The organism is Rhodococcus sp. MSC1_016, from assembly GCF_023667485.2.
Classification (GTDB): Bacteria; Actinomycetota; Actinomycetes; order Mycobacteriales; family Mycobacteriaceae; genus Rhodococcus_F; species Rhodococcus_F oxybenzonivorans.
On record NZ_JAMOZI020000001.1, the window covers coordinates 2,509,010 to 2,532,018 of the forward strand.

22 protein-coding genes and 1 riboswitch are annotated in these 23,009 nt (G+C 68.4%); of the genes, 11 read left to right on the forward strand and 11 right to left on the reverse strand.

The window, feature by feature from the left end; all coding sequences use genetic code 11:
* Positions 1 to 115 precede the first annotated feature (115 nt).
* From L1080_RS11550 to L1080_RS11560, 3 genes are read right to left on the reverse strand one after another with little or no spacing between them, the layout of a single operon-like run.
* The gene (locus L1080_RS11550) at positions 116 to 586 is read right to left on the reverse strand and encodes an SRPBCC family protein (protein WP_250768407.1); all 471 of its coding nucleotides are present in this window, start codon (positions 584 to 586) and stop codon (positions 116 to 118) included.
* Positions 564 to 923, reverse strand: a complete 360-nt coding sequence (locus tag L1080_RS11555) for an ArsR/SmtB family transcription factor (RefSeq protein WP_250768410.1) — start codon at positions 921 to 923, stop codon at positions 564 to 566. The genes L1080_RS11550 and L1080_RS11555 overlap by 23 nt, the downstream gene beginning before the upstream one ends.
* Positions 924 to 979: 56 nt before the next feature.
* A complete protein-coding gene (locus tag L1080_RS11560) occupies positions 980 to 2,143 on the reverse strand; it encodes a sensor histidine kinase (RefSeq protein WP_159922101.1) in 1,164 nt (387 codons plus the stop codon).
* Positions 2,144 to 2,249: 106 nt separating this feature from the next.
* On the opposite strand from L1080_RS11560, the gene L1080_RS11565 reads away from it, so the two are divergent.
* From L1080_RS11565 to L1080_RS11580, 4 genes are all read left to right on the forward strand, one after another.
* Complete coding sequence (locus tag L1080_RS11565) at positions 2,250 to 3,461, forward strand: NAD(P)/FAD-dependent oxidoreductase (RefSeq protein WP_250768413.1); 1,212 nt, start codon at positions 2,250 to 2,252, stop codon at positions 3,459 to 3,461.
* A gap of 188 nt (positions 3,462 to 3,649) precedes the next feature.
* Entirely contained in the window at positions 3,650 to 4,417 is a 768-nt protein-coding gene (locus L1080_RS11570) for a TSUP family transporter (protein WP_250768620.1), read from the forward strand.
* Between the two features lie 22 nt (positions 4,418 to 4,439).
* Positions 4,440 to 5,960: a TldD/PmbA family protein gene (locus tag L1080_RS11575; protein ID WP_159922097.1), complete on the forward strand. Its 1,521-nt coding sequence runs from the start codon at positions 4,440 to 4,442 to the stop codon at positions 5,958 to 5,960.
* Positions 5,957 to 7,318, forward strand: a complete 1,362-nt coding sequence (locus L1080_RS11580) for a metallopeptidase TldD-related protein (RefSeq protein ID WP_250768416.1) — start codon at positions 5,957 to 5,959, stop codon at positions 7,316 to 7,318. The genes L1080_RS11575 and L1080_RS11580 overlap by 4 nt, the downstream gene beginning before the upstream one ends.
* 1 nt (position 7,319) lies before the next feature.
* Here L1080_RS11580 and L1080_RS11585 read toward each other — a convergent pair whose 3' ends face one another.
* On the reverse strand, positions 7,320 to 8,126 hold the full coding sequence (locus tag L1080_RS11585) for an SDR family oxidoreductase (protein ID WP_250768419.1): 807 nt from the start codon (positions 8,124 to 8,126) through the stop codon (positions 7,320 to 7,322).
* 252 nt (positions 8,127 to 8,378) lie between these two features.
* Between L1080_RS11585 and L1080_RS11590 the strand changes: the two genes are divergently transcribed.
* Together L1080_RS11590 and L1080_RS11595 are read left to right on the forward strand one after the other, a co-directional pair.
* A complete protein-coding gene (locus L1080_RS11590; RefSeq protein ID WP_250768422.1) occupies positions 8,379 to 8,594 on the forward strand; it encodes a hypothetical protein in 216 nt (71 codons plus the stop codon).
* Entirely contained in the window at positions 8,591 to 8,917 is a 327-nt protein-coding gene (locus tag L1080_RS11595; RefSeq protein ID WP_250768425.1) for an ANTAR domain-containing protein, read from the forward strand. The genes L1080_RS11590 and L1080_RS11595 overlap by 4 nt, the downstream gene beginning before the upstream one ends.
* A 19-nt stretch (positions 8,918 to 8,936) precedes the next feature.
* On the opposite strand, the gene L1080_RS11600 is transcribed toward L1080_RS11595, so the two are convergent.
* Positions 8,937 to 10,091 carry a hypothetical protein gene (locus L1080_RS11600; RefSeq protein WP_250768427.1) on the reverse strand — a complete coding sequence of 385 codons (1,155 nt, stop codon included), beginning with the start codon at positions 10,089 to 10,091 and terminating at the stop codon, positions 8,937 to 8,939.
* Between the two features lie 245 nt (positions 10,092 to 10,336).
* Between L1080_RS11600 and L1080_RS11605 the strand changes: the two genes are divergently transcribed.
* The gene (locus L1080_RS11605; protein ID WP_250768429.1) at positions 10,337 to 11,287 is read left to right on the forward strand and encodes an ADP-ribosylglycohydrolase family protein; all 951 of its coding nucleotides are present in this window, start codon (positions 10,337 to 10,339) and stop codon (positions 11,285 to 11,287) included.
* Here L1080_RS11605 and L1080_RS11610 read toward each other — a convergent pair.
* Together L1080_RS11610 and cobN are read right to left on the reverse strand one after the other, a co-directional pair.
* The gene (locus L1080_RS11610; RefSeq protein ID WP_250768432.1) at positions 11,268 to 11,654 is read right to left on the reverse strand and encodes a PPOX class F420-dependent oxidoreductase; all 387 of its coding nucleotides are present in this window, start codon (positions 11,652 to 11,654) and stop codon (positions 11,268 to 11,270) included. The genes L1080_RS11605 and L1080_RS11610 overlap by 20 nt on opposite strands.
* Positions 11,655 to 11,684: 30 nt before the next feature.
* Positions 11,685 to 15,287 (reverse strand): cobaltochelatase subunit CobN, encoded by a 3,603-nt coding sequence (gene cobN / locus L1080_RS11615; RefSeq protein WP_250768435.1) that lies wholly within the window; start codon positions 15,285 to 15,287, stop codon positions 11,685 to 11,687.
* A gap of 71 nt (positions 15,288 to 15,358) precedes the next feature.
* Positions 15,359 to 15,501: riboswitch (cobalamin riboswitch) on the reverse strand.
* A gap of 6 nt (positions 15,502 to 15,507) precedes the next feature.
* Here cobN and cobG point away from each other — a divergent pair.
* From cobG to L1080_RS11630, 3 genes are read left to right on the forward strand one after another with little or no spacing between them, the layout of a single operon-like run.
* Positions 15,508 to 16,641, forward strand: a complete 1,134-nt coding sequence (gene cobG, locus L1080_RS11620; protein ID WP_250768437.1) for a precorrin-3B synthase — start codon at positions 15,508 to 15,510, stop codon at positions 16,639 to 16,641.
* 24 nt (positions 16,642 to 16,665) lie between these two features.
* Positions 16,666 to 17,292: a precorrin-8X methylmutase gene (locus L1080_RS11625; RefSeq protein WP_159922079.1), complete on the forward strand. Its 627-nt coding sequence runs from the start codon at positions 16,666 to 16,668 to the stop codon at positions 17,290 to 17,292.
* Positions 17,289 to 18,791, forward strand: a complete 1,503-nt coding sequence (locus L1080_RS11630; RefSeq protein ID WP_250768440.1) for a precorrin-2 C(20)-methyltransferase — start codon at positions 17,289 to 17,291, stop codon at positions 18,789 to 18,791. The genes L1080_RS11625 and L1080_RS11630 overlap by 4 nt, the downstream gene beginning before the upstream one ends.
* A gap of 27 nt (positions 18,792 to 18,818) precedes the next feature.
* Here L1080_RS11630 and L1080_RS11635 read toward each other — a convergent pair whose 3' ends face one another.
* Together L1080_RS11635 and L1080_RS11640 are read right to left on the reverse strand one after the other, a co-directional pair.
* Complete coding sequence (locus L1080_RS11635; protein ID WP_250768443.1) at positions 18,819 to 19,727, reverse strand: serine hydrolase; 909 nt, start codon at positions 19,725 to 19,727, stop codon at positions 18,819 to 18,821.
* Positions 19,724 to 20,617 carry a LysR family transcriptional regulator gene (locus L1080_RS11640; protein WP_250768623.1) on the reverse strand — a complete coding sequence of 298 codons (894 nt, stop codon included), beginning with the start codon at positions 20,615 to 20,617 and terminating at the stop codon, positions 19,724 to 19,726. Before L1080_RS11640 ends, L1080_RS11635 begins: the two co-directional genes overlap by 4 nt.
* Positions 20,618 to 20,764: 147 nt before the next feature.
* Here L1080_RS11640 and bla point away from each other — a divergent pair, with 147 nt between their 5' ends.
* On the forward strand, positions 20,765 to 21,712 hold the full coding sequence (gene bla / locus L1080_RS11645) for a class A beta-lactamase (protein WP_250768445.1): 948 nt from the start codon (positions 20,765 to 20,767) through the stop codon (positions 21,710 to 21,712).
* On the opposite strand, the gene L1080_RS11650 is transcribed toward bla, so the two are convergent.
* Positions 21,687 to 22,532 carry an HpcH/HpaI aldolase/citrate lyase family protein gene (locus tag L1080_RS11650; protein ID WP_250768448.1) on the reverse strand — a complete coding sequence of 282 codons (846 nt, stop codon included), beginning with the start codon at positions 22,530 to 22,532 and terminating at the stop codon, positions 21,687 to 21,689. The genes bla and L1080_RS11650 overlap by 26 nt on opposite strands.
* Positions 22,533 to 22,661: 129 nt before the next feature.
* A complete protein-coding gene (locus L1080_RS11655; RefSeq protein ID WP_159922067.1) occupies positions 22,662 to 22,949 on the reverse strand; it encodes a hypothetical protein in 288 nt (95 codons plus the stop codon).
* Positions 22,950 to 23,009 lie beyond the last annotated feature (60 nt).

Below are 23,009 nucleotides of genomic sequence, written 5' to 3' on the forward strand. Positions count from 1 at the left end.
CGGTTCGCCCCACCCAACGTCCTCGGGTGGGGTACCTCTTCCAGTGTGGGCACTGATCGACATCGGCGCCACTTCCACCACGGCGGCCGGTTCGATGCGCCCGCCGGGCGCTCCCCTACCGCTCGACCAGTGCGGCCAGCTGCGCGATCACGGTGCCCCACCCGTCGGCGAAACCCATTTCCTCGTGCATGTTCCGGTCGGCATTGTTCTTGTGCATCACATGGGCCACGTATTCGGTGCCCTGCGGATGGTCGGCGAGGGTGATGATCGCGCTCATGAACGGGTTTTCTGCGGGTCGCCATCCACCGACGAGGGAGTTGGTGAAGACGATCCGCTCGAGATGGTCGACCGCGAGGAAGCATCCGTTGATGTGAGGCGCGAAATCACCGCCGTCCTCGCTGATCTGGGTCGTGAACGCCCCGCCGGGGCGAAGGTCCATCTCCAGGACGCGACACTTGGCGGGAGCCGGCACCCACCATTGCTCGAAGCTGGCGGGGTCGGTCCAGGCATTCCAGACAGCCGACCTCGGCGCCTCGATGACGCGCGATATCGTCAGGTCCAGCTCATCTATCAGTGACGGATTCATTCCGATTGTCCTTTTCTCGAGTAGTGACGAACTGCGCGAGCCGGTCGGTGCGGCCATCCCACAGGGCGCGCTGTTCCGCCAGCCACGCCTGAGCGGTGATCATCGACTCCTCCTCCAGCACGCAGGTGCGAACGCGACCTTGCTTGCGGGTCTGGATCCACCCACTGTCCTCGAGGAAACGGATGTGCTTCATGAATGATGGCAATGCCATGTCGAACGGTTTCGCCAATTCGCCGACACTCGCCGGCCCTTCGCCGAGTCGGGTCAACACTGCCCTGCGGGTGGGGTCGGCGAGTGCCTGGAAGATGCCGTCCAACTGCTCCGAATACTGAGCCATAAGGCAAAGTATCACCGACAGAACACTTAGGTCAAGGGCTAACTGATCCGCCGGGTTCAGTCCTCGAGCTGCAGCGGTAACTCCGCGGTCACCCGCCAGCTTCCGTCGGTCTGCCGACCCGCCTCGAGGGTGCCGTGCAGCACGGCCACGCGTTCCCGCATGCCGAGCAATCCATTGCCCGAACCGAGTGTGAACTTTTCGGTTGCGTTGCCGTTGTCGGTGATCTCGACGAGCACGTCGACTTCACGGCGGCGAACCCTGACCTTGGCCCGGGGACGCTCCCCCGCGTGGCGCAACACATTGGTCAACGACTCCTGCACCAACCGATGAATGCCCAGGCTGACGGCAGGGCTGATGTCGTCCAGCTCCCCGGTCAGTTCGAGTTCGACCGGCAAACCAGCGCTGCGCATCATGTCGACCACCCGGGCGAGACCAGCGGTCCCGTGCTGGGGCATGTCGTCGACGGCGGGTTCGGTCCGCAGCAGCGACACCGTGCGCCGCAATTCCGCAAGCGCCTCCCGCCCGGTGCTCGCAATGTTGGTCAGCGCCTGTTTCGCCACCGCCGGATTTTTCGTCATCGCATACGACGCACCATCCGCCTGAACGATCATCACACTCACGGCATGTGCCACCACATCGTGCAATTCCCGGGCGATGCGCGTGCGCTCCGCGGCCACCGCGTCCTCGGCACGGCGGTCGCGGTCGTAGTCGGCGACCGCCAGCCGCGCCGCCACTTCCTCGTCGTAGGCCCGGCGGGCACCCAGGAATTCCGCGGTGATCCAGGACAGCGCGTAGATCAGCGCGGAATACAGACCGATTTCGATTACCCGCTGGTCGAGCAACCAGATGGAGAGAGCGGAGTCGACGACCAACCCGACCGCGTAGACGGCCGCCGTCTGCCGGTCGACATACGCAACGAGGGTGTAGAGGGCGACGGCGAGTGCGAGGAGGGCGGGATGCTCGGCATCGACGTCACCGAGCGAATAACTGACGAAGGTGACGGTGATGGAGACCAGCAGGATGGCGCCGGCAGCCGCACGCGGATAGCGGCGGCGCCACACGATCGGCACGCACACCAGAAAACCCATGAACAACTGCACCCACGGCGGCCGATCGTCGGACGCCGCGAACGCGAACACCTCGAGCGTGAACAGAATCGCCGCCAGCATGGAGTCCGCGACCGTCGGCTTGCCTCGCAGCCACAGGCTGAACCTTCGCATGACCACAGCGTAGGTAGTGCGGACCCACGAGGTGAGCACGTGCCACCGCCAGGGACCTCATGTCCTGGATGGTTGCCGGCCTTCCGTCCCGGGTACTGCCCGAAGAATGAATGCCAACGGCGGCGAGAGTGACCAATCCTTCGATGTGCTGATCATCGGCGGCGGCAACGCCGGACTCAGTGCGGCAGGGCGGCTGATCCGCCGCGGCATCACCGACGTCGCTGTGGTGGAGCCGCAGCGCGTGCACACCTACCGCCCGTTGCTGTCCTACGTCGGCGGCGGACAGGCATCCCTCCGGAGCGCAGAACGCACCCAACGATCGGTGACTCCGCACCGGTGCACCTGGCTTCAGGACACGGCCCTGGTCGTCGACGCGGCGGCGAAAACCGTGCGGTGCGCGTCCGGACGGACCTACGGGTACACCGACCTGGTGCTGGGGCCCGGCCTGGTGCCGGACACCGATGCCCTGCCGGGTATCGACGCGGCACTGCACACTTCCGCGGTGGCGAGCAACTATGTGGACCGCGCCGAGGAGACGTGGAAGCTGGTGCAGGCGATGCCGGCCGGAGGGCACGCGGTGTTCACCGTGCCGCGCCCACCGGTCAGCTGCACCGGAACCACCGTCAAACCGCTGTTCCTGGCCGCCGCGCACTGGCAGCACACCGGACGGCTGCCGGGTGTCGACATCACGCTGGTCATCGACCGCCCCCAGCTGTTGGGTGTTCCGGACCTCGACGCCAGGCTCCTGAACCACCTCCGCGACCTCGGCGTTCGCGTGCTGCACGGCACCACGGTCACCGAGCTGAAACCGGAGGAGCGCGCGATCACCGTGACCGACTCGGACGGGACCCCCGAGCACCTGTCGTACGACATGCTCCACCTGGTGCCGCCTTTCCGGGGCCCGCGCTGGCTCGAGACGTCGAACCTGACCGGGGACGATCCGCACGGACTCGTCGACATCGATCCGAACACCTTCCGGCATCACGCGCACCCGAACGTCTGGGCGGCGGGAGACGGAGCCGCCGTCGACACCGACCCGTCCGGTGGTGCTCTGCGACAGCAGATTTCGATACTGGTGGACAATCTGCTCGCTACCAGGCGGGGAGGAGCCCTCAGCGACTACGACGGATACACCGTCGCCCCCATCACGATCAGCTCGCGGCGACTCATCGCCGGCGAGTTCGACCGCACCGGTTCGGTGGCCTCGTCCCTTCCCTCGTTCATCGACCCACTGAAGCCGCGCCGCACAGCCTGGGCGTTCGACCGTTACGCGCTACCGCGGATCTACTGGAATCTCATCCTCGGCGGCCGCCTCTAGCAGCTCCGGAACATCGTGTCGCTCAACTCCTTCAGCACTGCATCCGAAAATGGTCGCCACAGTAGCTGTGCGGTCGCTGCGCCCGAACGCAGGTAGGGACCGTGCCCACTCCTACTATGGTGAGCCGTGCCCCGACGATCGCTGGTCCGCAGAAATTCGCCCACTCCGTCCGCGGCAGCGACTCGGCGGTGACCGCCAGCGATTGGGGCCTGCTGCTGATCGCCGCGACAGCCGCTGGTTGGGTCGACGCCGTGGTCGGCGGCGGCGGGTTGATCCTGATCCCGGCGCTGTTCCTCGTCGCCCCGCACCTGACGCCCCAGGTCGCGTTGGGCACGAACAAACTGACCGCGGTGACCGGCACCTTCGCGGCCGTCGTGACCTTCGCACGGCGCGTCCGGATGGCGTGGCGGCTACTGATCCCCGCAGGTCTCCTTGCTGCGGCGACGTCCGCGCTCGGCGCGGCCACGGTGACCCGCATCGACAAGGACGTCTTCATCCCGCTGATCATGGTGGTTCTCGTCGGTGTCGCCGTGTTCGTGACCGCACGGCCGCAACTCGGCATCACCCTGGCGAAGGATCCGCCGACGCAGCGGAAGATGGTCGCCGTCGTACTGCTGGCCGGCGGGTTGCTCGGGTTCTACGACGGGCTGTTCGGCCCCGGCACCGGAACCTTCCTCATCATCACCTTCGCGACGTTCCTCGGCACCGAGTTCGTGCGCAGCGCCGCGATGGCGAAGGTGATCAATCTCGGTTCCAACCTCGGTGCGCTGGCGTTCTTCGCGGCAAGTGGAAACGTGTTGTGGGCGCTGGGCCTCGGCATGGCGGTGTGCAATGCGCTGGGCGCGGTCGTCGGTTCGCGCATGGCGTTGAGCAAGGGTGCCGGATTCGTCCGAATCACGCTGCTGGTGGTGGTCATCGGCATGGTGCTGCGGCTGGGTTGGCAACAGTTCGGCTGAGTTTCCGACTACGGTGGTCCCCGTGACGGCTCCACGACAGGTTGATCCGGAATTCCTCGCCCTCCCTCTGCGTGTGCTGGCGGACGCCGCACTCGGCGCCGCGCGCGCGGCGGGCGCCTCCCACGCCGATCTGCGGGTTCACCGATTGACCAGCCAGTCTCTTCGGCTGCGCGACGGCAAGGTTCAGGCGGCGGTCGACACCAACGAGGTGGGCTTCGCGGTCCGTGTGGTGGTGGAGGGCACGTGGGGGTTCGCCTCGCACGCCGAGCTCACCCCGGCCACCGCTGCGGCAACGGCGGAGCAGGCGGTCGCGGTGGCCAGGGCGTTGCGCGGACTGAACCGGGAACACGTCGAACTCGCCGACGAGCCGGTGTACGCCGAGGCCCAGTGGGTGTCGGAGTACGAGGTGGACCCATTCGAAGTGCCGACCGCAGAGAAGATTTCGCTGCTCGGCGAGTACTCCCACCGGTTGCTCGCGACCGACGGTGTCGACCATGTCACCGCAGAGTGCCTGCAGGTGAAAGAACAGACGTTCTACGCCGACCTCGCCGGCTCCTTCATCGTGCAGCAGCGGGTGCGCCTGCACCCGCAACTCGAGGCCACCACCGTGGACCAGTCGGCAGGGGTGTTCGAGACCATGCGCACGCTCGCGCCCCCGGTCGGCCGCGGCTGGGAATACCTCCGATCCGACGACACGTGGAACTGGACCACCGAACTCGCCGAACTCCCGGAACTACTGGCCGAGAAGGTGAAGGCCCCGACCGTGGTGGCCGGACCCACCGACCTGGTGATCGACCCGACCAACCTGTGGTTGACGATCCACGAATCCATCGGGCACGCCACCGAATACGACCGGGCGATCGGGTACGAGGCCGCATACGCGGGCACCTCGTTTGCCACACCCGACAAGCTCGGCACCCTGCGGTACGGGACGCCGATCATGCACGTCACCGCGGACCGGACGGAACCCCACGGCCTGGCCACCGTCGGATACGACGACGAGGGCGTCGAAACGCAATCTTGGGACCTGGTGGCGGACGGTGTGCTGGTGGGCTACCAACTCGACCGGGCGTTCGCGCCACGACTGGGCCTCGACCGGTCCAACGGGTGCTCCTACGCCGACTCACCCCATCACGTGCCCATTCAGCGCATGGCCAACGTGTCGCTCCAGCCCGACCCGGACACCGATCGCAGCACCGCGGACCTCATCTCCGGCGTGGAGGACGGGATCTACATCGTCGGCGACAAGTCCTGGTCGATCGACATGCAACGGTACAACTTTCAGTTCACCGGCCAGCGGTTCTACCGCATCCGCGGGGGCAGGATCGACGGGCAGGTACGCGACGTCGCGTATCAGGCGACCACCACCGACTTCTGGGGGTCGCTGGAGGCCCTCGGGGGACGTTCCACCTGGCAACTGGGCGGCGCGTTCAACTGCGGCAAGGCGCAACCCGGTCAGGTCGCGGCTGTCAGCCACGGCTGCCCGTCCGCGTTGTTCCGCGGCGTCAACGTACTGAACACCCGGACGGAAGGTGCCCGATGATCGCCCCGCAGCAACTCGTCGAGCAGGTCCTCGCCCGCGCCACGGTGGACGACACCATCGTTCTCGTCACCGACGCCAGCGAGGCCGCCCTGCGGTGGGCCGGCAACTCGATGACCACCAACGGCCTCTCGACGTCACGCAGTTGGACGGTGGTCTCCATCGTCCGGGACGGTGACGAGGCGAAGGTCGGGATCGTCACCTCGGCCTCGATGGACGCCGCGGACATCGACGGCGTCGTCCGTTCGGCCGAATCTGCCGCTCGCGCCGCCGGTCCCGCCTCCGACGCGATGCCGCTCCTCGCCGCGACCGACACCGACCCGCAGTGGGAGGAGACGGCCGCCGTCACCGAGATCGGCGCGTTCGAGCAACTCGCCCAGGACCTTGCAATGGGCTTCGACGGCAGCGATCAGCTCTACGGCTTCGCCCATCACCAACTGCACACCACCTGGCTCGGGACCTCCACCGGAATCCGGCGCCGATTCGTCCAGCCCACCGGGTCCGTCGAGATCAATGCCAAACGCGGCGACGCCAGCGCGTGGGTGGGCACGAGCACCAAGGACTTCACCGACGTCCCCGGCACGAAGATGCTCGAGGAGTTGTCCACTCGCCTCGACTGGGCGAGCACCCGGGTGGAGCTACCCGCCGGCCGCTACGAAACTCTTCTTCCGCCGTCGGCCGTGGCAGATCTGATGATCTATCTCATGTGGACCATGGAGGGCAGGGCCGCGGAGGAAGGGCACTCCGCGTTGTCGGCGCCCGGCGGCACCCGAATCGGCGAACGCCTCTCCGCGCTCCCTCTCACGCTCACCTCCGATCCCGCGGCACTGGGCCTGGAATACGCCCCGTTCGTCGCGACCCGATCGTCCTCCGAATCGGTGTCGGTGTTCGACAACGGTTTGAACGCCGGCCGCGTCGACTGGGTGCGGGAGGGCTCGGTCCATGCACTCGCCTATCCGCGTGCGGCGGCCCGGGAGTTCGGCGCCGAGGTCACCGTGCCCGGGGACAACCTGATTCTCGACGCGGGCGGTTCGCTGTCGCTCGATCAGATGGTGGCCGAGACGGAACGCGGGCTGCTGCTGACCACCCTGTGGTACATCCGCGAGGTCGACCCGGCGACCCTGTTGCTGACCGGGCTGACCCGTGACGGTGTCTACCTCGTCGAGAACGGGAAGGTGACGGGCGCCGTGAACAACTTCCGTTTCAACGAAAGCCCCCTCGATCTGCTCCGAAGGGTCTCCCAGGCCGGGGCCACCGAACGCACGCTGCCGCGGGAATGGAAGGATTGGTTCACCCGAACAGCCATGCCGCCGTTGCGGATTCCCGACTTCCACATGTCCTCGGTGAGTCAGGCATCATAGTTCAGGCGTTCCCCGATGCGACCGTCCATTCCCCGCTCTGCAAGCGGGCGTTGGCCTCCGGCCCCATCAGGAGCATTCCGCCGTCCACCACATAGGACGACCCGGTGACGTAACTCGCCTCGGGTGACGCGAGGAACGAGACGACGGCGGCCACTTCCCGCGCGTCGCCGGGACGGCGCCCGGGGACGCCCGGCCGATCCTTCGCACGGGGCTCCTCGTCCGTCTGTCCCGTCATAGGCGTAGATATTTCGCCGGGTGCCACCGAATTGGCCGTGATTCCGTACTGCGCCAGTTCGAGCGCCAGTACCTTCGTCAACCCGCCCAGCCCCGCTTTCGACGCGCAGTACGGGGCAGCCCCGAACTTGGGTGCGTGCTCGTGGACACTGGTGATGTTGATGATGCGGCCACCGCGCCCGGCATCGATCATGTGCCGGACGGCGCGCTGCGTGCACAGGAAAGCGCCGTCCAGGTTGACCGACAGCACCTCGCGCCACGTCGCGAAATCCATCTCCATGACCGGCACCGCGGTACCGGTGCCGGAACAGTTCACCAGCACGTCGACGCCGCCGAGCTCGGCGGCGAGTTCGTCGATGACGGCACTGGAGTTCGGCAGGTCGGTCAGGTCGAGGTGGCGGACGTACGCGTCGGCACCGTTGTCGCGGACCTCCCGGGCCGTGTTGTTCGCACCGTCCCGGTCGGTGTGATAGGTGATACCGACGTTCACCCCTGCTGCCGCGAGGGCCACCGCCACTGCGCGACCTATTCCTGAATCGGAGCCGGTGACGACCGCGGTGCGTGGGAAATCCATGTCGTGTCGGTACCCGCGGCGACGCACACCGAAACGGCGCCGCATCTACTGGACAAATGTCCAGGTGACATACGGTGCCCGTGTGCGCTATAAAGGTCCAGGCGTCCTGTTTATGACATTTCTCACTCACCGAGGAAGTGGCGAGGGACGTCACATTTCGGTCTCCAGAGAAAGGGACCACAACTCAGGTGACTTTGCCGCGTATTCGGCGTGCGCCGAGTTTTGTCCTTTGCACTCTGCCCAGGAGGTTGTATGCACTCCAGTGCCCTCGATCGCGACACGCTCACCCCCGAGTCGCGCCGATCGATCGTCGCAGCGAAAGCCGACTTCGGGAATGTTGCCCTTGCGAGCTTCGTGTGCCTTGTCTCCGGTGTGGGCAGCGGCGTCCTTACCGACTCGCTGCTGGTGGGAGCGTCCGTGGGACTGATTGTCCTTCTGGCCACCGCCCTGTCCGTTGCCGCTGTATGAGCACTCCACTCCGTCTGCGTCCTTCCCCGGAACCCACCACCTCGAAGGCCCCGCCCGGCCCCGGCGAAATTCTCGCCGCGGCGAAGCGCATTCTCATCGCCAGCCGCGGGTATGGCGACGCCGAAGCATTCGAGGAACTGCTGGATGTCTCCCGGCATCACCACGTGAGCGTGCAGCGCGCCGCACGAATGCTGGTCGTACTGGCCGATCGGCGACAGGCGGCGCCGCTGCCCGCCGGATCGACTGCGATGGCGTTCGGCGACTGGGCCACCTCCCTGTCGCCGTCGGGTCGCTCACCTGCTCTGTCGGTACCGACTGCGTGACGGGACCGCGTCCCTCGCGCTACCTGTAGTCCCGTGCTGACACCGCGCGACGACGCTGCCCCAGTGCGTCGTCCCGTCGCCGAGTGGAGAGCGCCAGGCTGGTGGCGGTGCGCACCTCCGCGAGAAGCCGCGGCTGATCGGCGACCGCCTTGTCGTACACCAAGGCCCCGATCAGAACTCCGTCGTGGATGAGAGTGGTCGCCTCCCGGGGATCGTTTCTGCGCGGAAGGACCTGGTGTCGTCCCTGGGCATCCACATATCCGTCGTGGGCGCGGGAGTACCACCACACCACCAGGCTGGGGTCGCGGAGTGCCTCACGCAGGGCGTCGACCACGCCCGCACCGAACGGGGCGGCGCCGAGGTCGATCGACAGGTTGCGCACCGCAGCCCGGGTGACTCGGTATCGCCACAGCCCCACCAACACGGCGAGCGGGATCAGCGCAGTCGACGGATACCGCAGAAGCAGGGTCCACGCCTGTTGTGGACCCTGCACCCAGACCGAGGCGAGCGGGGTCCAGGCGGTGGCGGCGGTACCGAGCAGCGCGGCGAACCACAACGGTGCGACGGCGGCCCGGTATGCCCGCGTACCCGAACGCCACCGCGCGAGGAGAACACCGATCAGCACCAGACCGATCGCCATTCCCCCGACTCCGAAGACGACTTGCATCGCTGCGAAGACCGTCGGGTCGTCCCGTACCAGGAGAAGGTTCAACCCGGGTGGATGGGTGGAATCGACGCGGCGGGTGTCCAGGAAGGCCAGCTCGCAGACCACGGACACCGCGTAATACGCGTAGCACCCGCCGAGGAACCGACGCTCCCACCGGTGGTGCAACCGCCCCCAGGGGAAGCTGAACACCAATTGGATCAGCACCGGTATATACATGTTGGTCAAGACCGTGCCGGTGGTGAACAGCACCGGAATCGACGACAGCCGAAGACCTTTCGTCATCCAGAGCAACCCGGCCGCCACCAGCAGACTTCCCAGAGTGTCCGCCGGCCGGTGCCGGCCCGCGACCAGACCCGCCGCCACGAACACCCCACCGACCGTCAGAAACAACGCCAACTCCGTAGGGCCGAAGGTTGTTCGGCACATCCGCCACTCGACGGACGCCGTCACCGCGACGGCCAGCGCGACCGCCGAGAGGACGGCCGCGACCATCATCCGACGGCTCATCGGGTGCCGTCCTTCGGCTGGGCGGCGAGCAATCGGGCGGATCGAGACCTGACACGGCGCACAGGGTCGATCGTCGCGCGCAACGGGATCGGTGACCACCACCCCGAAGTGGGTAAATCGAACACCTGGGTGGCCGCATCCCCACCCTCCCACCGGGCGCGTCGTCGCCGGCTGCCCTGTAAACCGGGACAAAGCTGTTGTAGGTTGCCCTCACACACGGGCCCGCGCGGGCGGAGGGAGGCCGGATGGACAGCGACGCCGTCACCGTGGACATCTACCGGCACCGGATCGGCGCGGCACTGTGCGCTTATGCCTGCGGTGACGCTCTCGGCGTTCCCTGCGAGGGCGCGCCGGCTGCGGAGATCGACCTTTCGGCGGCGGTGGCGTTGCCGGTGCGCCCGGGCTGGCCGCGCGGCTCGACGTCGGACGACACAGCGCTCACCCTCCTGGTGGCCGAAGCCCTGATCACCGCGGCACACGCCGATCCGGCGGAGCACTTCCTGCGGTTGTTGAGCGAGCGCGCCGACCGCGTTCCCGGTATCGGCCCCTCGACACACGCAGCGATCCAGCACTACCGCGACCACGGCCGCCCACCCGAGGCAGGAGGAAACACGAACGGTGCGGTGATGAGAGCGCTGCCGGTGGGGTGGTTCGTCCCGGTCGACGACCCCGACCGTCGCCGAGCCCTCACCCGCGCGCTGTCCCGCATCACGCACCCGTCGCCGAACGCCCAGGGCGCGGCCGTGGTGATGTCGGCCTGCGCAGCATGGGCGCTCGACGGCGCAACCGGGCGGGAACTACTGGAGGTCGCCCGTGAGGAAGCGGCCGCCGCGGTCCACCTGTGCGGCGCGGATCGCCGCATCGAGCAACTGATCGCCGCGGTCGCCGATGATCAGTGGGCGGCCGATGCGGCCGGCGTGTCACTCGATCCGTACGACACCCTCGCGGCAGTGCTGTTCTGCGCGGCTTCCGCGCGCACACTCCGACAGGCCCTCGAGCAGGCCATCGGGCTCGGCGGCGACACCGACACCGTCGCCGCCCTGGTCGGTGGTCTCCTCGGAGCACAGTCGTCCGAGGACACGGTGCGTGCACTCCCCTGGTACGTCGATGTCCTGCTTCCCGACCCCGCGGACATCACGCTGCTCGCCGACGGTCTCGCGTCGGCGCGGGTGGCCGCTACCGGTCGTCCGCGGTGACGGCGAGTCCGATGGTGCCCGTCCTACCGCGCCGAAGCAGGCTGAGCTTCATCGAGATCCACCCGATAATCCCGTACTTGCGTGCGATGACGTCGCGCGCGTGATCGGTGCCCGCGGCGTCGAGGACCACCGCCCGCCCCGGGACCTCCGGTCCCTTCGGCTTTCCCCGGGCATCGCACACCGCCACCGTGACCTCCGGATTGCGGCGGATTCGTTTCACCTTGTAGGAGTCGGTGACCGTCCACATCAGTAGCCGGTCCCCGTCGGGGGCCGCCCACAGTGGCGTCGCCACCGGGGAGCCGTCCTTGCGAAACGTGGTGAGCAGAACATACTTGGCGGCCGACACCCGATCGAATTCTGTGGTCACCCGGCCATGCTAGTCCGCGGGAACGCCGTCTCAGTCGCCCTCGAGTTCACCCTCGGTGTCGAGGTACACCTGACGGAGCCCATCGAGCGTGTCCTTCTCGGGGTGTTCCCACATCTCCCGCTCCGCGGCCTCGAGCAACCGCTCGGCGATTCCGTGCAGCGCCCACGGGTTCGACTTCTCCATGAACTTGCGGTTCTGCTCGTCCAGAACGTACGACTCGGCCAGCTTCTCGTACATCCAGTCGGCGACGACGTTGGTGGTGGCGTCGTACCCGAACAGGTAGTCGACGGTGGCGGCCATCTCGAACGCCCCCTTGTACCCGTGCCGGCGCATCGCCTCGAGCCAGCGCGGGTTGACCACCCGGGCGCGGAAGACGCGGGACGTCTCCTCCGACAAGGTGCGGGTACGCACCGAGTCGGGTCGGGTGCTGTCACCGATGTACGCCTCCGGTGACGTCCCGGTGAGCGCGCGCACCGTCGCGACCATGCCACCGTGATACTGGAAATAGTCGTCGGCGTCGGCGATGTCGTGCTCGCGGGTGTCGGTGTTCTTGGCGGCCACGGTGATTCGCCGGTACGCGGCACGCATGTCGTCGGCGGCGGGGGCGCCGTCGAGTCCGCGTCCGTAGGCGAAACCGCCCCAGGTGGTGTACACCTCGGCGAGATCGGCGTCGCCGCGCCAGCTCTTGGAGTCGATCAGCTGCAGCAGTCCGGCGCCGTAGGTTCCGGGCTTCGACCCGAAGATGCGGGTGGTCGCGCGCCGCTCGTCACCGTGGTCCGCCAGATCGGCCTGCGCGTGCGCGCGCACGAAGTTGCTCTCCGCCGGTTCGTCCAGCGCGGCGACGAGCCGGACCGCGTCGTCGAGCAGGGCCAGCACATGTGGGAACGCGTCACGGAAGAAGCCGCTGATCCGCACGGTCACGTCGATGCGCGGGCGGCCCAGCTCCGCGAGGTCGATCACCTCGAGGCTCACCACCCGGCGGCTGGCCTCGTCCCACACCGGCCGCACACCGAGCAGCGCGAACACCTCGGCGATGTCGTCGCCGGAGGTACGCATCGCGGAGGTGCCCCACACCGACAGCCCCACCGACCGCGGCCAGTCCCCGTGGTCGGCTCGGTACCGCTCGAGAAGCGATTCGGCCATCGCCTGCCCGGTTTCCCAGGCCAGCCGCGACGGCACGGCCTTCGGGTCGACGGAGTAGAAGTTGCGGCCCGTCGGAAGCACGTTGATGAGCCCGCGCAGCGGTGAACCGCTCGGCCCGGCGGCGATGAATCCACCGTCCAGGGCGTGCAGAACCTGCGCGATCTCGTTGTCGGTTTCCCGGAGTCGGGGCACCACCTCGGTCGCGGCGAAACGAAGGATCTTCGCAACCGTGGCGTCCTCGGTCAGCGAGTCGGCTGCTTCGGGCCGCCAATCGGCGTCGGCCATGCCCCGCACGAGCGCGTGGGCCTGGGCCTCGACATCGTCCACGCGGGTGCGCGATTCGTCGCCGTCCTCGCTGAGTCCGAGTGCCTCCCGCAACCCGGGAACATTCTGCTCGCCGCCCCACATCTGCCGGGCACGGAGCATGGCGAGAATCAACTCCGCCTCGGCATCGCCGCGGGGCGCCTGCCCCAGCACGTGCAGCCCGTCCCGGATCTGGACGTCCTTGATCTCACACAGCCAGCCGTCGACGTGCAGCAGCATGTCGTCGAACACGTCTTCGTCGGGTCGTTCCTCGAGCCCGAGGTCGTGGTCCATCTTGGCGGCCCGCATCAGCGTCCAGATCTGCTGGCGGATGGCCGGCAGCTTCGACGGGTCCAGGGCGGAGATGTTGGAGTGCTCGTCCAGGAGCTGCTCGAGCCGGGAGATGTCACCGTAGCTCTCGGCGCGGGCCATCGGCGGAATCAGGTGATCGACCAGGGTGGCGTGCGCACGCCGTTTTGCCTGTGTGCCCTCGCCGGGATCATTGACGAGGAACGGGTAGATGAGCGGGAGGTCGCCGAGGGCGGCGTCGGTGCCGCACGACGCCGACATGCCGAGGGTCTTACCGGGCAGCCATTCGAGGTTGCCGTGCTTGCCGAGGTGCACCACCGCGTCGGCGCCGAAACCACCGTCCGTGGTCTGCGCGGCGATCCAGCGGTAGGCGGCGAGGTAGTGGTGGCTCGGCGGCAGGTCGGGGTCGTGGTAGATGGCCACCGGCTTCTCCCCGAAACCGCGGGGCGGCTGCACCATGAGCACCAGGTTGCCGAACTGCATTGCGGCGATGACGATTTCACCGTCGGGGTCCTGGGAGCGGTCGACGTACAATTCGCCCGGTGCCGGGCCCCAGTGTTCCTCCACCCCGTCGCGCAGCTCCGCCGGCAGCGCCGAGAACCATTCCCGGTAGCGGGCGGCGGAAATGCGGATCGGATTGCCCTCTAGCTGCTCGGCCGTCAACCAGTCGGGGTCCTGGCCGCCCGCGGCGATCAGGGCGTGGATGAGCGCGTCCCCGTCCTGCGCGGCGAGACCGGGCACCGCGTCCGGTCCGTCGTCCGGGCCGAGGTCGTACCCGGCCGCCCGCATGTCGGTGAGCAGGCGGATCGCGCTCGCGGGGGTGTCGAGACCGACCGCGTTGCCGATCCGCGCGTGCTTGGTGGGATACGCCGACAGCATCAGGGCGATGCGACGTTCGGACGCCGGAATATGGCGCAGGCGGGCGTGCCGGACGGCGATGCCCGCCACCCGGGATGCCCGTTCGGCGTCGGGCACATACGTGGACAGCCCGTCCGCGTCGATCTCCTTGAACGAGAACGGCACCGTGATGAGGCGCCCGTCGAACTCGGGCACCGCGACCTGGGTGGCGACGTCGAGCGGGGAGAGTCCGTCGTCGTTGGACTCCCACGACTCCCGGCTGCTCGTCAGGCACAGCCCCTGCAGGATCGGCACATCCAGCGCGGCGAGCGCGGCGACATCCCACGCCTCGTCGTCGCCGCCGGCGGACGCACCGGCAGGCTTGGTGCCGCCTGCGGCGAGCACGGTCACCACCATGGCGTCGGCTCGGCGCAGCGTCTGCAGCAACTCGGGCTCCGCGGTGCGCAGCGACGCGCAGTAGATCGGCAGCGGGTTGCCCCCGGCCGCATCGATCGCGGCGCACAGCGCCTCGATGTAGCGGGTGTTCCCGGCCAGGTGCTGGGCTCGGTAATAGAGCAAGGCGATGGTGGGGCGCTGCGGTTCGGCCTCGACGGCGAACGGTGCCAGACCCCAGCTCGGCAGATGCACCGGCGCCTCGAAACCGTGACCGGTGAGCAGGACCGTGTCGGACAGGAAGTGGTGCAGTTGGGCGAGATTGTCGGCTCCGCCCTCGGCCAGATAGTTGTGCGCCTCCGCAGCGACACCGGCGGTCACCGTCGAGCACTCCATCAACTCGGCGTCGGGGGCGTGCTCACCGCCCAGGACAACCACCGGCAGGCCACTGGCCAGCACCGCGTCGAGCCCGTCCTCCCACGCCCGGCGGCCACCGAGAATCCGGACCACGACGAGGTCTACGCCCGCGAGCAGTCCCGGCAGGTCCTCCTCGACCAGCAAGCGTGCCGGGTTGGCCCAGCGGTAGTCCGCCTTGCTGGCACGTGCGCTGAGCAGGTCGGTGTCGGAGGTGGAGAGCAGCAGGATCACAGGTGGAGCCTTCCTGGGGTGTCGCGCCCCGTGGCGGTGGTTGCCGAAAACCGGGTCGGCTTCGGAACCGTGGGTCAACCGGACGGCAGGTGAGGGTCTGGCTCGCCCACCGGGTTCGGCGAGCTCACAGTGGCGCGACCGCACCGGAATTGCACCGGCTTCCTCTCCTGCTGCCGCAAGTGCCCGTGATGCTACCGGGCGGCCGACGTAACCTGGGACCATGGTCGCCCCACGTTCCCGCCCCGACGCCTGCCCGGGGGCGCTGCAGGTCCATCCGGCCGCCGACGGTCCGCTCGCCCGCGTGCGGCTGCCCGGTGGTGTTCTCACGCCCGCGCAGCTGCAGGTGCTCGCGGAGTCGGCCCGCGACCTCGGGAACGGGGAGATCGAACTGACCTCCCGCGGCAACGTGCAGCTTCGCGCCGTCGGCGATCCCCCGGAGTTCGCGAGGCGGCTCGCGGACACCGGCCTGCTGCCCTCGCACACCCACGAACGGGTACGCAACATTCTCGCCTCGCCGTTGACAGGTCGCATCGGTGGCGTCGCCGACCTGCGGGACGTGGTCGACGAACTCGACCGGAGTTTGTGCGCCGACACCGCGCTGGCCGACCTCCCCGGCCGCGTCCTCTTCACCCTCGACGACGGCCGCGGTGACATGTCCGCGCTCGGCGGCGATTTCGGGATACACGCGGTGAGCGAGACCGAGGTGGCGTTGGTGCTGGCCGGCCGCGACAGCGGGGCCCGGATTTCCGCGACCCAGTCGGTGCACGTGCTGCTCGACGCGGCCCGCACCTTCCTCGGCCTACGTGACGGGCAGTGGCGGCTGTCCGAGATCGACGACGGCGTCGAACGGACCCTTACCGCCCTTGCCCTTGCGCCCACCGCGGAACCGGTGACCGGGTTCGCCGAGCACCGGCCCCCGATCGGGTGGCTGGATCAGCCGGACGGCACCGTCACGCTCGGCGCCGGCCTCGCGTTCGGGGTCCTCGACTCGAGGATGGCGGAGTTCCTGGCCGCGGTGGAGAAACCGGTGATCGTCACCCCGTGGAGGTCGGTGCTGCTGTGCGATCTCGACGAGTGGTCCGCCGAGCAGGTGGTCCGCGTCCTTGCACCGATGGGCCTGATCTTCGATGAGGATTCCCCCTGGTTGAACGTCACTGCCTGCACGGGCAGGCCGGGCTGCGACAAGGCGCTCGCCGACGTGCGCACAGACGCCCGCGACGCCGTTCTCGGTGGCGAGCTCCCCGTCGCCGGGAGGCAACACTGGTCGGGTTGCGACCGCTGTTGCGGGCGCCCCAAGGGTGAGGTGACCGATGTCGTTGCGACCGCAACCGGTTACCGGGTGGACCACCGCTGACAGCACTGCCTCTATCGTGAGGCCATGATCGAGTACATCCGAGACGGCGCGGAGATCTACCGCCAGTCCTTCGCCACGATTCGCGCCGAAGCAGATCTCAGCGCCTTCCCCGCGGACGTCTCGCAGGCCGTGGTCCGCATGATCCACGCGAGCGGCCAGGTCGATCTGGTGGACGACGTCGCATTCACCCCCGGTGTCGTCAAGGCCGCGCGGGAGGCCCTCGCGAACGGCGCCCCGATCTTCTGCGATGCGCAGATGGTGGCGGCCGGCGTCACCCGCAAGCGGCTACCCGCGGACAACGAAGTGGTGTGCACGCTCCGCGACCCCCGGGTCCCCGTCTTGGCCGCGCAGATCGGGAACACCCGGTCGGCCGCCGCGCTGGAGTTGTGGGGCAGCAAACTCGAGGGTGCCGTCGTCGCGATCGGGAACGCCCCCACCGCCCTCTTCTACCTGCTCCACATGATCGAGTCGGGCGCGCCGCGTCCCGCTGCCGTGATCGGTGGTCCAGTCGGTTTCATCGGCGCGGCCGAATCGAAGGAGGCACTGATCGAGCATCCCAGCGGCCTCGACTACCTGGTGGTGCGCGGCAGGCGGGGTGGCAGTGCCATCACGGCGGCCGCCCTGAACGCGATTGCGAGTGAAGTGGAATGAGCGCCGAGACGAGTGCGCACGGCAAACTGTGGGGAGTCGGGATCGGTCCGGGCGATCCCGAACTGATGACGGTCAAGGCGGCGCGGGTCATCGCCGAGGCCGACGTGGTGGCGTTCCACAGCGCCCGGCACGGCAAGAGTATCTCCCGCGGTGTCGCGGCCCCGTACATGCGTGAGGACCAGATCGAGGAGCACCTCGTCTACCCCGTCACCACCGAGACGATCGATCACCCCGGCGGCTATCAGGGGGCGATGGACGAGTTCTACGAGGACGCGTCGGGGCGGCTCGCCGCGCATCTCGAGGCCGGTCGTTCGGTCGCGCTGCTCGCCGCGGGTGATCCGCTGTTCTACAGCTCGTACATGCACATGCACAAAAGGTTGGCGCAGCGGTTCGAGGCCGAGGTGATTCCCGGTGTCACTGCCGTGAGCGCCGCCTCGGCCGCCGTGGCCATGCCGCTGGTCGAAGGTGAGGAAGTGCTCACCGTCCTGCCCGGAACGTTGCCGCAGGCGGAACTGACCCGGCGCCTCCGCGAGACCGACGCCGCCGCGATCCTCAAGCTCGGGCGCACCTATCCGGCGGTCCGCCAGGCGCTGAAAGATTCCGGCCGCATCGACGAGGCCTGGTATGTCGAGCGGGCCAGCACCGACCGGGAACGGATCGCCTCCGCGGACGAGGTGTCGGACAGCGACGTGCCCTACTTCTCGATCGCCGTGATCCCGAGCCCGTCCAACAGCCGCGGGGACACCACGGCACCCACCGGCGAACTCGTCGTCGTCGGGCTGGGTCCCGGCGATCAGGCCTGGACCACCCCCGAAGTGCAGTACGAATTGTCCCTCGCCACCGATGTCGTCGGCTACGGTCCGTACATCGACAGGGTGCCCGAACGGCCCGGTCAACGCCGGCATGCCAGCGACAACCGCGTCGAAGCCGAACGCGCGGCGATGGCGCTCGACCTGGCCAAGAACGGTGCCCGGGTGGCCGTGGTGTCCTCCGGTGACCCGGGGGTGTTCGCCATGGCCGCGGCCGTGCTCGAGGTGGCTGCCGAGGACCAGTGGCGTGACGTTCCCGTCCGCGTGCTCCCCGGCATGACCGCCGCCAACGCGGTGGCGAGCCGTGTCGGTGCTCCCCTCGGCCACGACTACGCCGTCCTGTCCCTGTCGGACCGGCTGAAGCCGTGGGACATCGTGGCGCAACGTATTTCCGCGGTCGCGAGCGCCGACATGGCGTTCGCCGTCTACAACCCGGCGTCGAAGTCACGGACCTGGCAGGTGGCCGCGATGCGCGACCTCGTGCTCGAGCACCGCTCCCCCGACACCCCCGTGATCATCGGACGCGATGTGGCCGGCGTGCAGGAATCGGTGCGGGTGGTCCGCCTCGCCGATCTCGACCCCGCCGAGATCGACATGCGGTGCCTGCTGATCGTCGGCTCCTCGATGACCACCGTCGTCGAGAACGAACACGGCACCCGGGTCTTCACCCCCCGCCGCTACCCCGGCTGAGCGGACGCAGCACATCGACACCGGGTCTCACTCGATGCGTCCGGACCGAAGTTCGGACACCGCGATCTGGGCGGCGCGGCCGATCGCCTGATCCACCACGGGCAGAAGGGGATCCGCCCGCGCGGCCCGGGTGAACACGGCCACGGCCACCGGGATCTCGCCCGGGAAGGTGACCACGGCCGCCTCGTTGCGGATCGCCCCGATGGTGCCGGTCTTCCCTGCCACCGTGACGTCGGCATAGGGAAATCCCGAGCGGATTCGGTGTTGCCACACCTGCGCGGCCATCACCTGCCGGATGAACTCGCCCTGCACCGGCGACACCGCCCGGTCCGTCCAGATCGCGTCGAGCAGCGCCGTCATCTCTTGCGGGGTGGTGGCACTCGCGTACGACGGGTCGTAGGCCGACACCGTCCACGCATCGTCGTTGTCGGCGAGCGCGGCGAACGCTTCCGCAGTGGTGTGCGCGTGGGAGTCGATCACCAGTTTCCGATGCGCGTCCGCTGTCCCGCCCACGATGCGGGTCCGCGTCAGACACAGGTCGGTGAGCACCTTGTCGACGGCGTCGAGACCGACTCCGCCGAGAACGAGATCAGCCGCGGCGTTGTCGGAGACGGTCATCATCGACAGCGCGAGATCCCGCCAGCTCATCACCACGGGATCGCGGAACATCGACACCCCGGTCGGCCCCGGCGTGCAGTCCGCCGGGTTGACACGCACCGTCGACGTCGGCGACAGAGTGCCCGCGTCGAAGGCGCGGCAGAGGGCGACCAGCAGCGGCAGTTTGTACACCGACGCGGTGACGACCAGGTCGTCACCGTCGACGGAGACGGCCGGAACGCCGTCATCGGTCGGGCCGACCCGGCGTGCGTGGAGCCAGCCGATGCACCCGGCGTCGGCGAAGACGTCACGGATCCGTTTCTCGGGCGGCGAAGTCATCGCCCGCCCTTGAACAGCACCCGGTCGAGTGCGCCTGCGGAGACGGAGACGTCGCTGCCCGACCGCCAGACGATGCGCACGCGCAAGGCCAGGTCGTGGCGGACCAGGTCGAGCCAGGCCACCCCCGGCATGTCCGTCGGCGAAGTCGTGGTCACCCCGAAACAGCCACCGGCCGCCACGTGGGCGAGCACCTCCCGTGGTCCCGGCGCGACGACGACGTCCGGGTCGAGGCCGCGGGCCCGCCACAGGTCGACGAACAGATCGTGCGCCGGTGGGTTGTCCGAGCGTGGGCCGGTCGACAGCGTCAACCCCCGCAACATTCGGACCTGCGGCTGTCGGGCGGTCGCTGCGGGGTGATCGTCCGGAACCACCACCCAGCGCCGGATCTTCAGGACAGGCCCACTGCCGAGCCCGGTGAGCAGCGCGGGATGTTCGATCACCGCCACGTCGAGACTGCCGCTGCGGACCTCTTCCACCAAGTCGGTCGTTGCCGCGGTTCGCGTCACCACCCTCGTCCGGTGGGCTCGGTCCGCGTCGCGGAGGGCACGAACACACCGCACCACGACATCGTCGCCCAGCGCGGGCGTCACACCCCATCGCACCACCGCGTCGCTTCCGCCGGCGAGGCGGCGCGCCTCGTCCTCGAACCGGGCGGCATCGTTGACGAGCAGCCGCGCCCGCGGCAACAGGTGCCGTCCCGCCTCCGTCAGCCCGACACCGCGCGCGCTGCGGGAAACGAGTTCGGTGCCGAGTCGCTGTTCGAGCCGCCGAACTCCCTGCGACAGCGGCGGCTGTGTCATCCCCAGCCGGGTTGCGGCGTTTCCGAAGTGACCCTCTTCCGCAACGGCGACAAAGAAACTGAGATGGCGGAGAAGATCCATGCCCACCATTGAACCAGCGGCGAACAACGCGGCCGCGTGCGTCCACCAAAATGGTCCTGTGCGGACGGGTGCCACGCTGCGGTGATATCGAAGACGACTCGGCGGGGCGGCGTTCGCGTCTTTGCGTTCGCGCCCCATCAGCCCGAGATTGTGTCCATGACCCGACCACGATTTCCTCGCCACGTCTACACCCTCGCGCTCGCACTGCCTCTGCTGCTCGGCGCCTGCACGGACGCCGCGGAATCCGTTCCACCCGCCACGTCGGCACCGGCCGTCGCGTCGGCGGTCTCGTCGGCGCAGGCAGCTTTCCTCGACTCACGCATCGCTGAGCTGGAGGCGCGACACTCGACCCGCATCGGTGTCACGGCAGTCGATCCCACCACCGGGGCCGTGTACCGGCATCGCGGCGCCGAAAGGTTCGCCCTGTGCTCGACGTTCAAGACGTACGCCGCCGCAGAGGTTCTCCGCCGCACGAGTGAAGGCACCTCGTCACTCGACAAGGCGGTTCCCGTCGAAGCCTCTGCTCTGGTGGAGAATTCACCGGTCACCGCGGCGGCAGTGGGCACCTCGATGACGCTGGCGGAGCTCGCCGAAGCGGCCCTCACTCGCAGCGACAACACCGCCGGAAACCTACTGTTGACGGAAATCGGGGGTCCGCAGGCCATCACCGCACTCGCTCGCAGCATCGGTGACGACACCACCCGACTCGACCGCTGGGAGACCGAACTGAACACCGCCCTCCGCGGCGATCCCCGCGACACGTCCACGACAGACGGCCTCGCCGAGGGCTACCGGGCACTGCTCCTCGGCGACGAGCTCGAGCCCACCCACCGACGGCAGTTGCTCGACTGGCTACGCGCCAGCACCACCTCCGACACGCGTATCCGGGCAGGGTTGCCGCCGGGGTGGTCCGCCGCCGACAAGACCGGAACCGGACGATTCGGAACCGCCAACGACGCCGGCGTGGTGTGGGATCGGGAGGGCAACCCCCTCGTGCTCGTCATCCTGACCGACAGTTCGACCAATCAAGAAGCAGCTCAACCGAACAGCGACGCCATTGCCGAGACCACCACCGCGGTCATCGGAGCACTCGACGCCCCGTGAAGTGCGCGGATCGCCGCAAGATGTCATGGGCACGGGCGAGCTGAGGTCGGTGACCGCCATGGGTGGCGCGACTGCCGTCGGCGCCGAGACGGTCGATGATCGTCTCGGCCCAGACCACCTCGTCCGCATCCGGGGCCAAGGCCGAATTGATCACCGGGACCTGCTCGCTCGACAAGGTCAGCTTGCCCGTCACACCCATGTCGAGAGCAAGCCGGGCATCGGACCGCGTCACCTCGGCGTCGAGCACGAGTGTCGGCCCGTCGACGGGCGCACCGATACCCGCGGCACGACTGGCGTTGACCAGCCGTGATCGCGCGTACGCGAGCGCCATCGGGCTGCGGCCCGCGCCGATGTCGCGGCAGTAGTCGCCGATCCCGAATGCCAGCCGCACCACCGGCGCAGTGCGGGCGATCTCGTCGGCGGCCACCACCGCGGCGGCCGATTCGATCAGGGCAACCACCGGCACACCGGGAAGTGCCGCGGCGGTGGCACGAACCTGTTCGGGCGAATCCGTTTTCGACAACATCACCCCCTGCAGGCCCTTCGACCCCTGGATCGACTCCAGGTCACGCTGCCAGTGGTCGGTGGTCGCGTCATTGAGACGTACCCAGCCGCGCTGACTGTCGAGCCATCCGGCAACGCAGGCACGTCCGTCGCCCTTTGCGGCCGAAGGCAGCCCGTCCTCCAGGTCGACGACGAGGCAGTCGGTTCCGGACTGTGCTGCGGCGGTGAGTGTTTCGGAATCGACTGCGGGAACCAGAAACCAGCTGCGGGCCATCAGGATATCGACCGACGAGGTCCGGACCATGTCGATACTCATGTCGCTCTACGCTCTGCCATGCTCGACAGTCTGCTCGAGACCGGCACCCGGGCACACTCGCCGAAGTGGAGTGTGCCCGGCACACAAAGCTGCCGCTTCGTCAGGTGTGCCGACCCGTCTCGTCACGGGTCAGATGTCGAAAGCCCAGTTGACCGGGTTGAACACCACCCGATACCACACGTCCGCCGCGGAATCGAAGGTGCAGGGGATGATGATGTAACCGGTGGTCTTCTCGAGCGCTGCTGCCTTGTTGCAGAAGTACTCGCCACCTTCACCGGACGTCTCGGCGCGGTAGACGGGGCCGACATGCCAGGGGTCGGCCCCGGCCGTGCCTGCCCCGACGGTGGATCCGAGAACGAGGGGTGCGGCCAGGAGGCCGACGAGTGCTGCGGTTCGCCGAACGGACTTCTTCTGCACGAAAGCTCCTTCACGTGGCGGGGACACGACAGTTCTGTGCCGTTAGGTCGTTCACCGCAG

Bases quoted from the DNA above. Each gene is read 5' to 3' on its own strand.
- L1080_RS11565 (WP_250768413.1), top strand. From the start codon at position 2,250: ATGAATGCCAACGGCGGCGAGAGTGACCAATCCTTCGATGTGCTGATC.
- L1080_RS11625 (WP_159922079.1), top strand. From the start codon at position 16,666: ATGATCGAGTACATCCGAGACGGCGCGGAGATCTACCGCCAGTCCTTC.
- L1080_RS11595 (WP_250768425.1), top strand. From the start codon at position 8,591: ATGAGCACTCCACTCCGTCTGCGTCCTTCCCCGGAACCCACCACCTCG.
- L1080_RS11550 (WP_250768407.1), bottom strand. From the start codon at position 586: ATGAATCCGTCACTGATAGATGAGCTGGACCTGACGATATCGCGCGTC.
- L1080_RS11640 (WP_250768623.1), bottom strand. From the start codon at position 20,617: ATGGTGGGCATGGATCTTCTCCGCCATCTCAGTTTCTTTGTCGCCGTT.
- L1080_RS11605 (WP_250768429.1), top strand. From the start codon at position 10,337: ATGGACAGCGACGCCGTCACCGTGGACATCTACCGGCACCGGATCGGC.
- bla (WP_250768445.1), top strand. From the start codon at position 20,765: ATGACCCGACCACGATTTCCTCGCCACGTCTACACCCTCGCGCTCGCA.
- L1080_RS11560 (WP_159922101.1), bottom strand. From the start codon at position 2,143: ATGCGAAGGTTCAGCCTGTGGCTGCGAGGCAAGCCGACGGTCGCGGAC.
- L1080_RS11590 (WP_250768422.1), top strand. From the start codon at position 8,379: ATGCACTCCAGTGCCCTCGATCGCGACACGCTCACCCCCGAGTCGCGC.
- L1080_RS11580 (WP_250768416.1), top strand. From the start codon at position 5,957: ATGATCGCCCCGCAGCAACTCGTCGAGCAGGTCCTCGCCCGCGCCACG.
- L1080_RS11555 (WP_250768410.1), bottom strand. From the start codon at position 923: ATGGCTCAGTATTCGGAGCAGTTGGACGGCATCTTCCAGGCACTCGCC.
- L1080_RS11650 (WP_250768448.1), bottom strand. From the start codon at position 22,532: ATGAGTATCGACATGGTCCGGACCTCGTCGGTCGATATCCTGATGGCC.
- L1080_RS11630 (WP_250768440.1), top strand. From the start codon at position 17,289: ATGAGCGCCGAGACGAGTGCGCACGGCAAACTGTGGGGAGTCGGGATC.
- L1080_RS11600 (WP_250768427.1), bottom strand. From the start codon at position 10,091: ATGAGCCGTCGGATGATGGTCGCGGCCGTCCTCTCGGCGGTCGCGCTG.
- L1080_RS11585 (WP_250768419.1), bottom strand. From the start codon at position 8,126: ATGGATTTCCCACGCACCGCGGTCGTCACCGGCTCCGATTCAGGAATA.
- L1080_RS11635 (WP_250768443.1), bottom strand. From the start codon at position 19,727: ATGACTTCGCCGCCCGAGAAACGGATCCGTGACGTCTTCGCCGACGCC.
- cobG (WP_250768437.1), top strand. From the start codon at position 15,508: ATGGTCGCCCCACGTTCCCGCCCCGACGCCTGCCCGGGGGCGCTGCAG.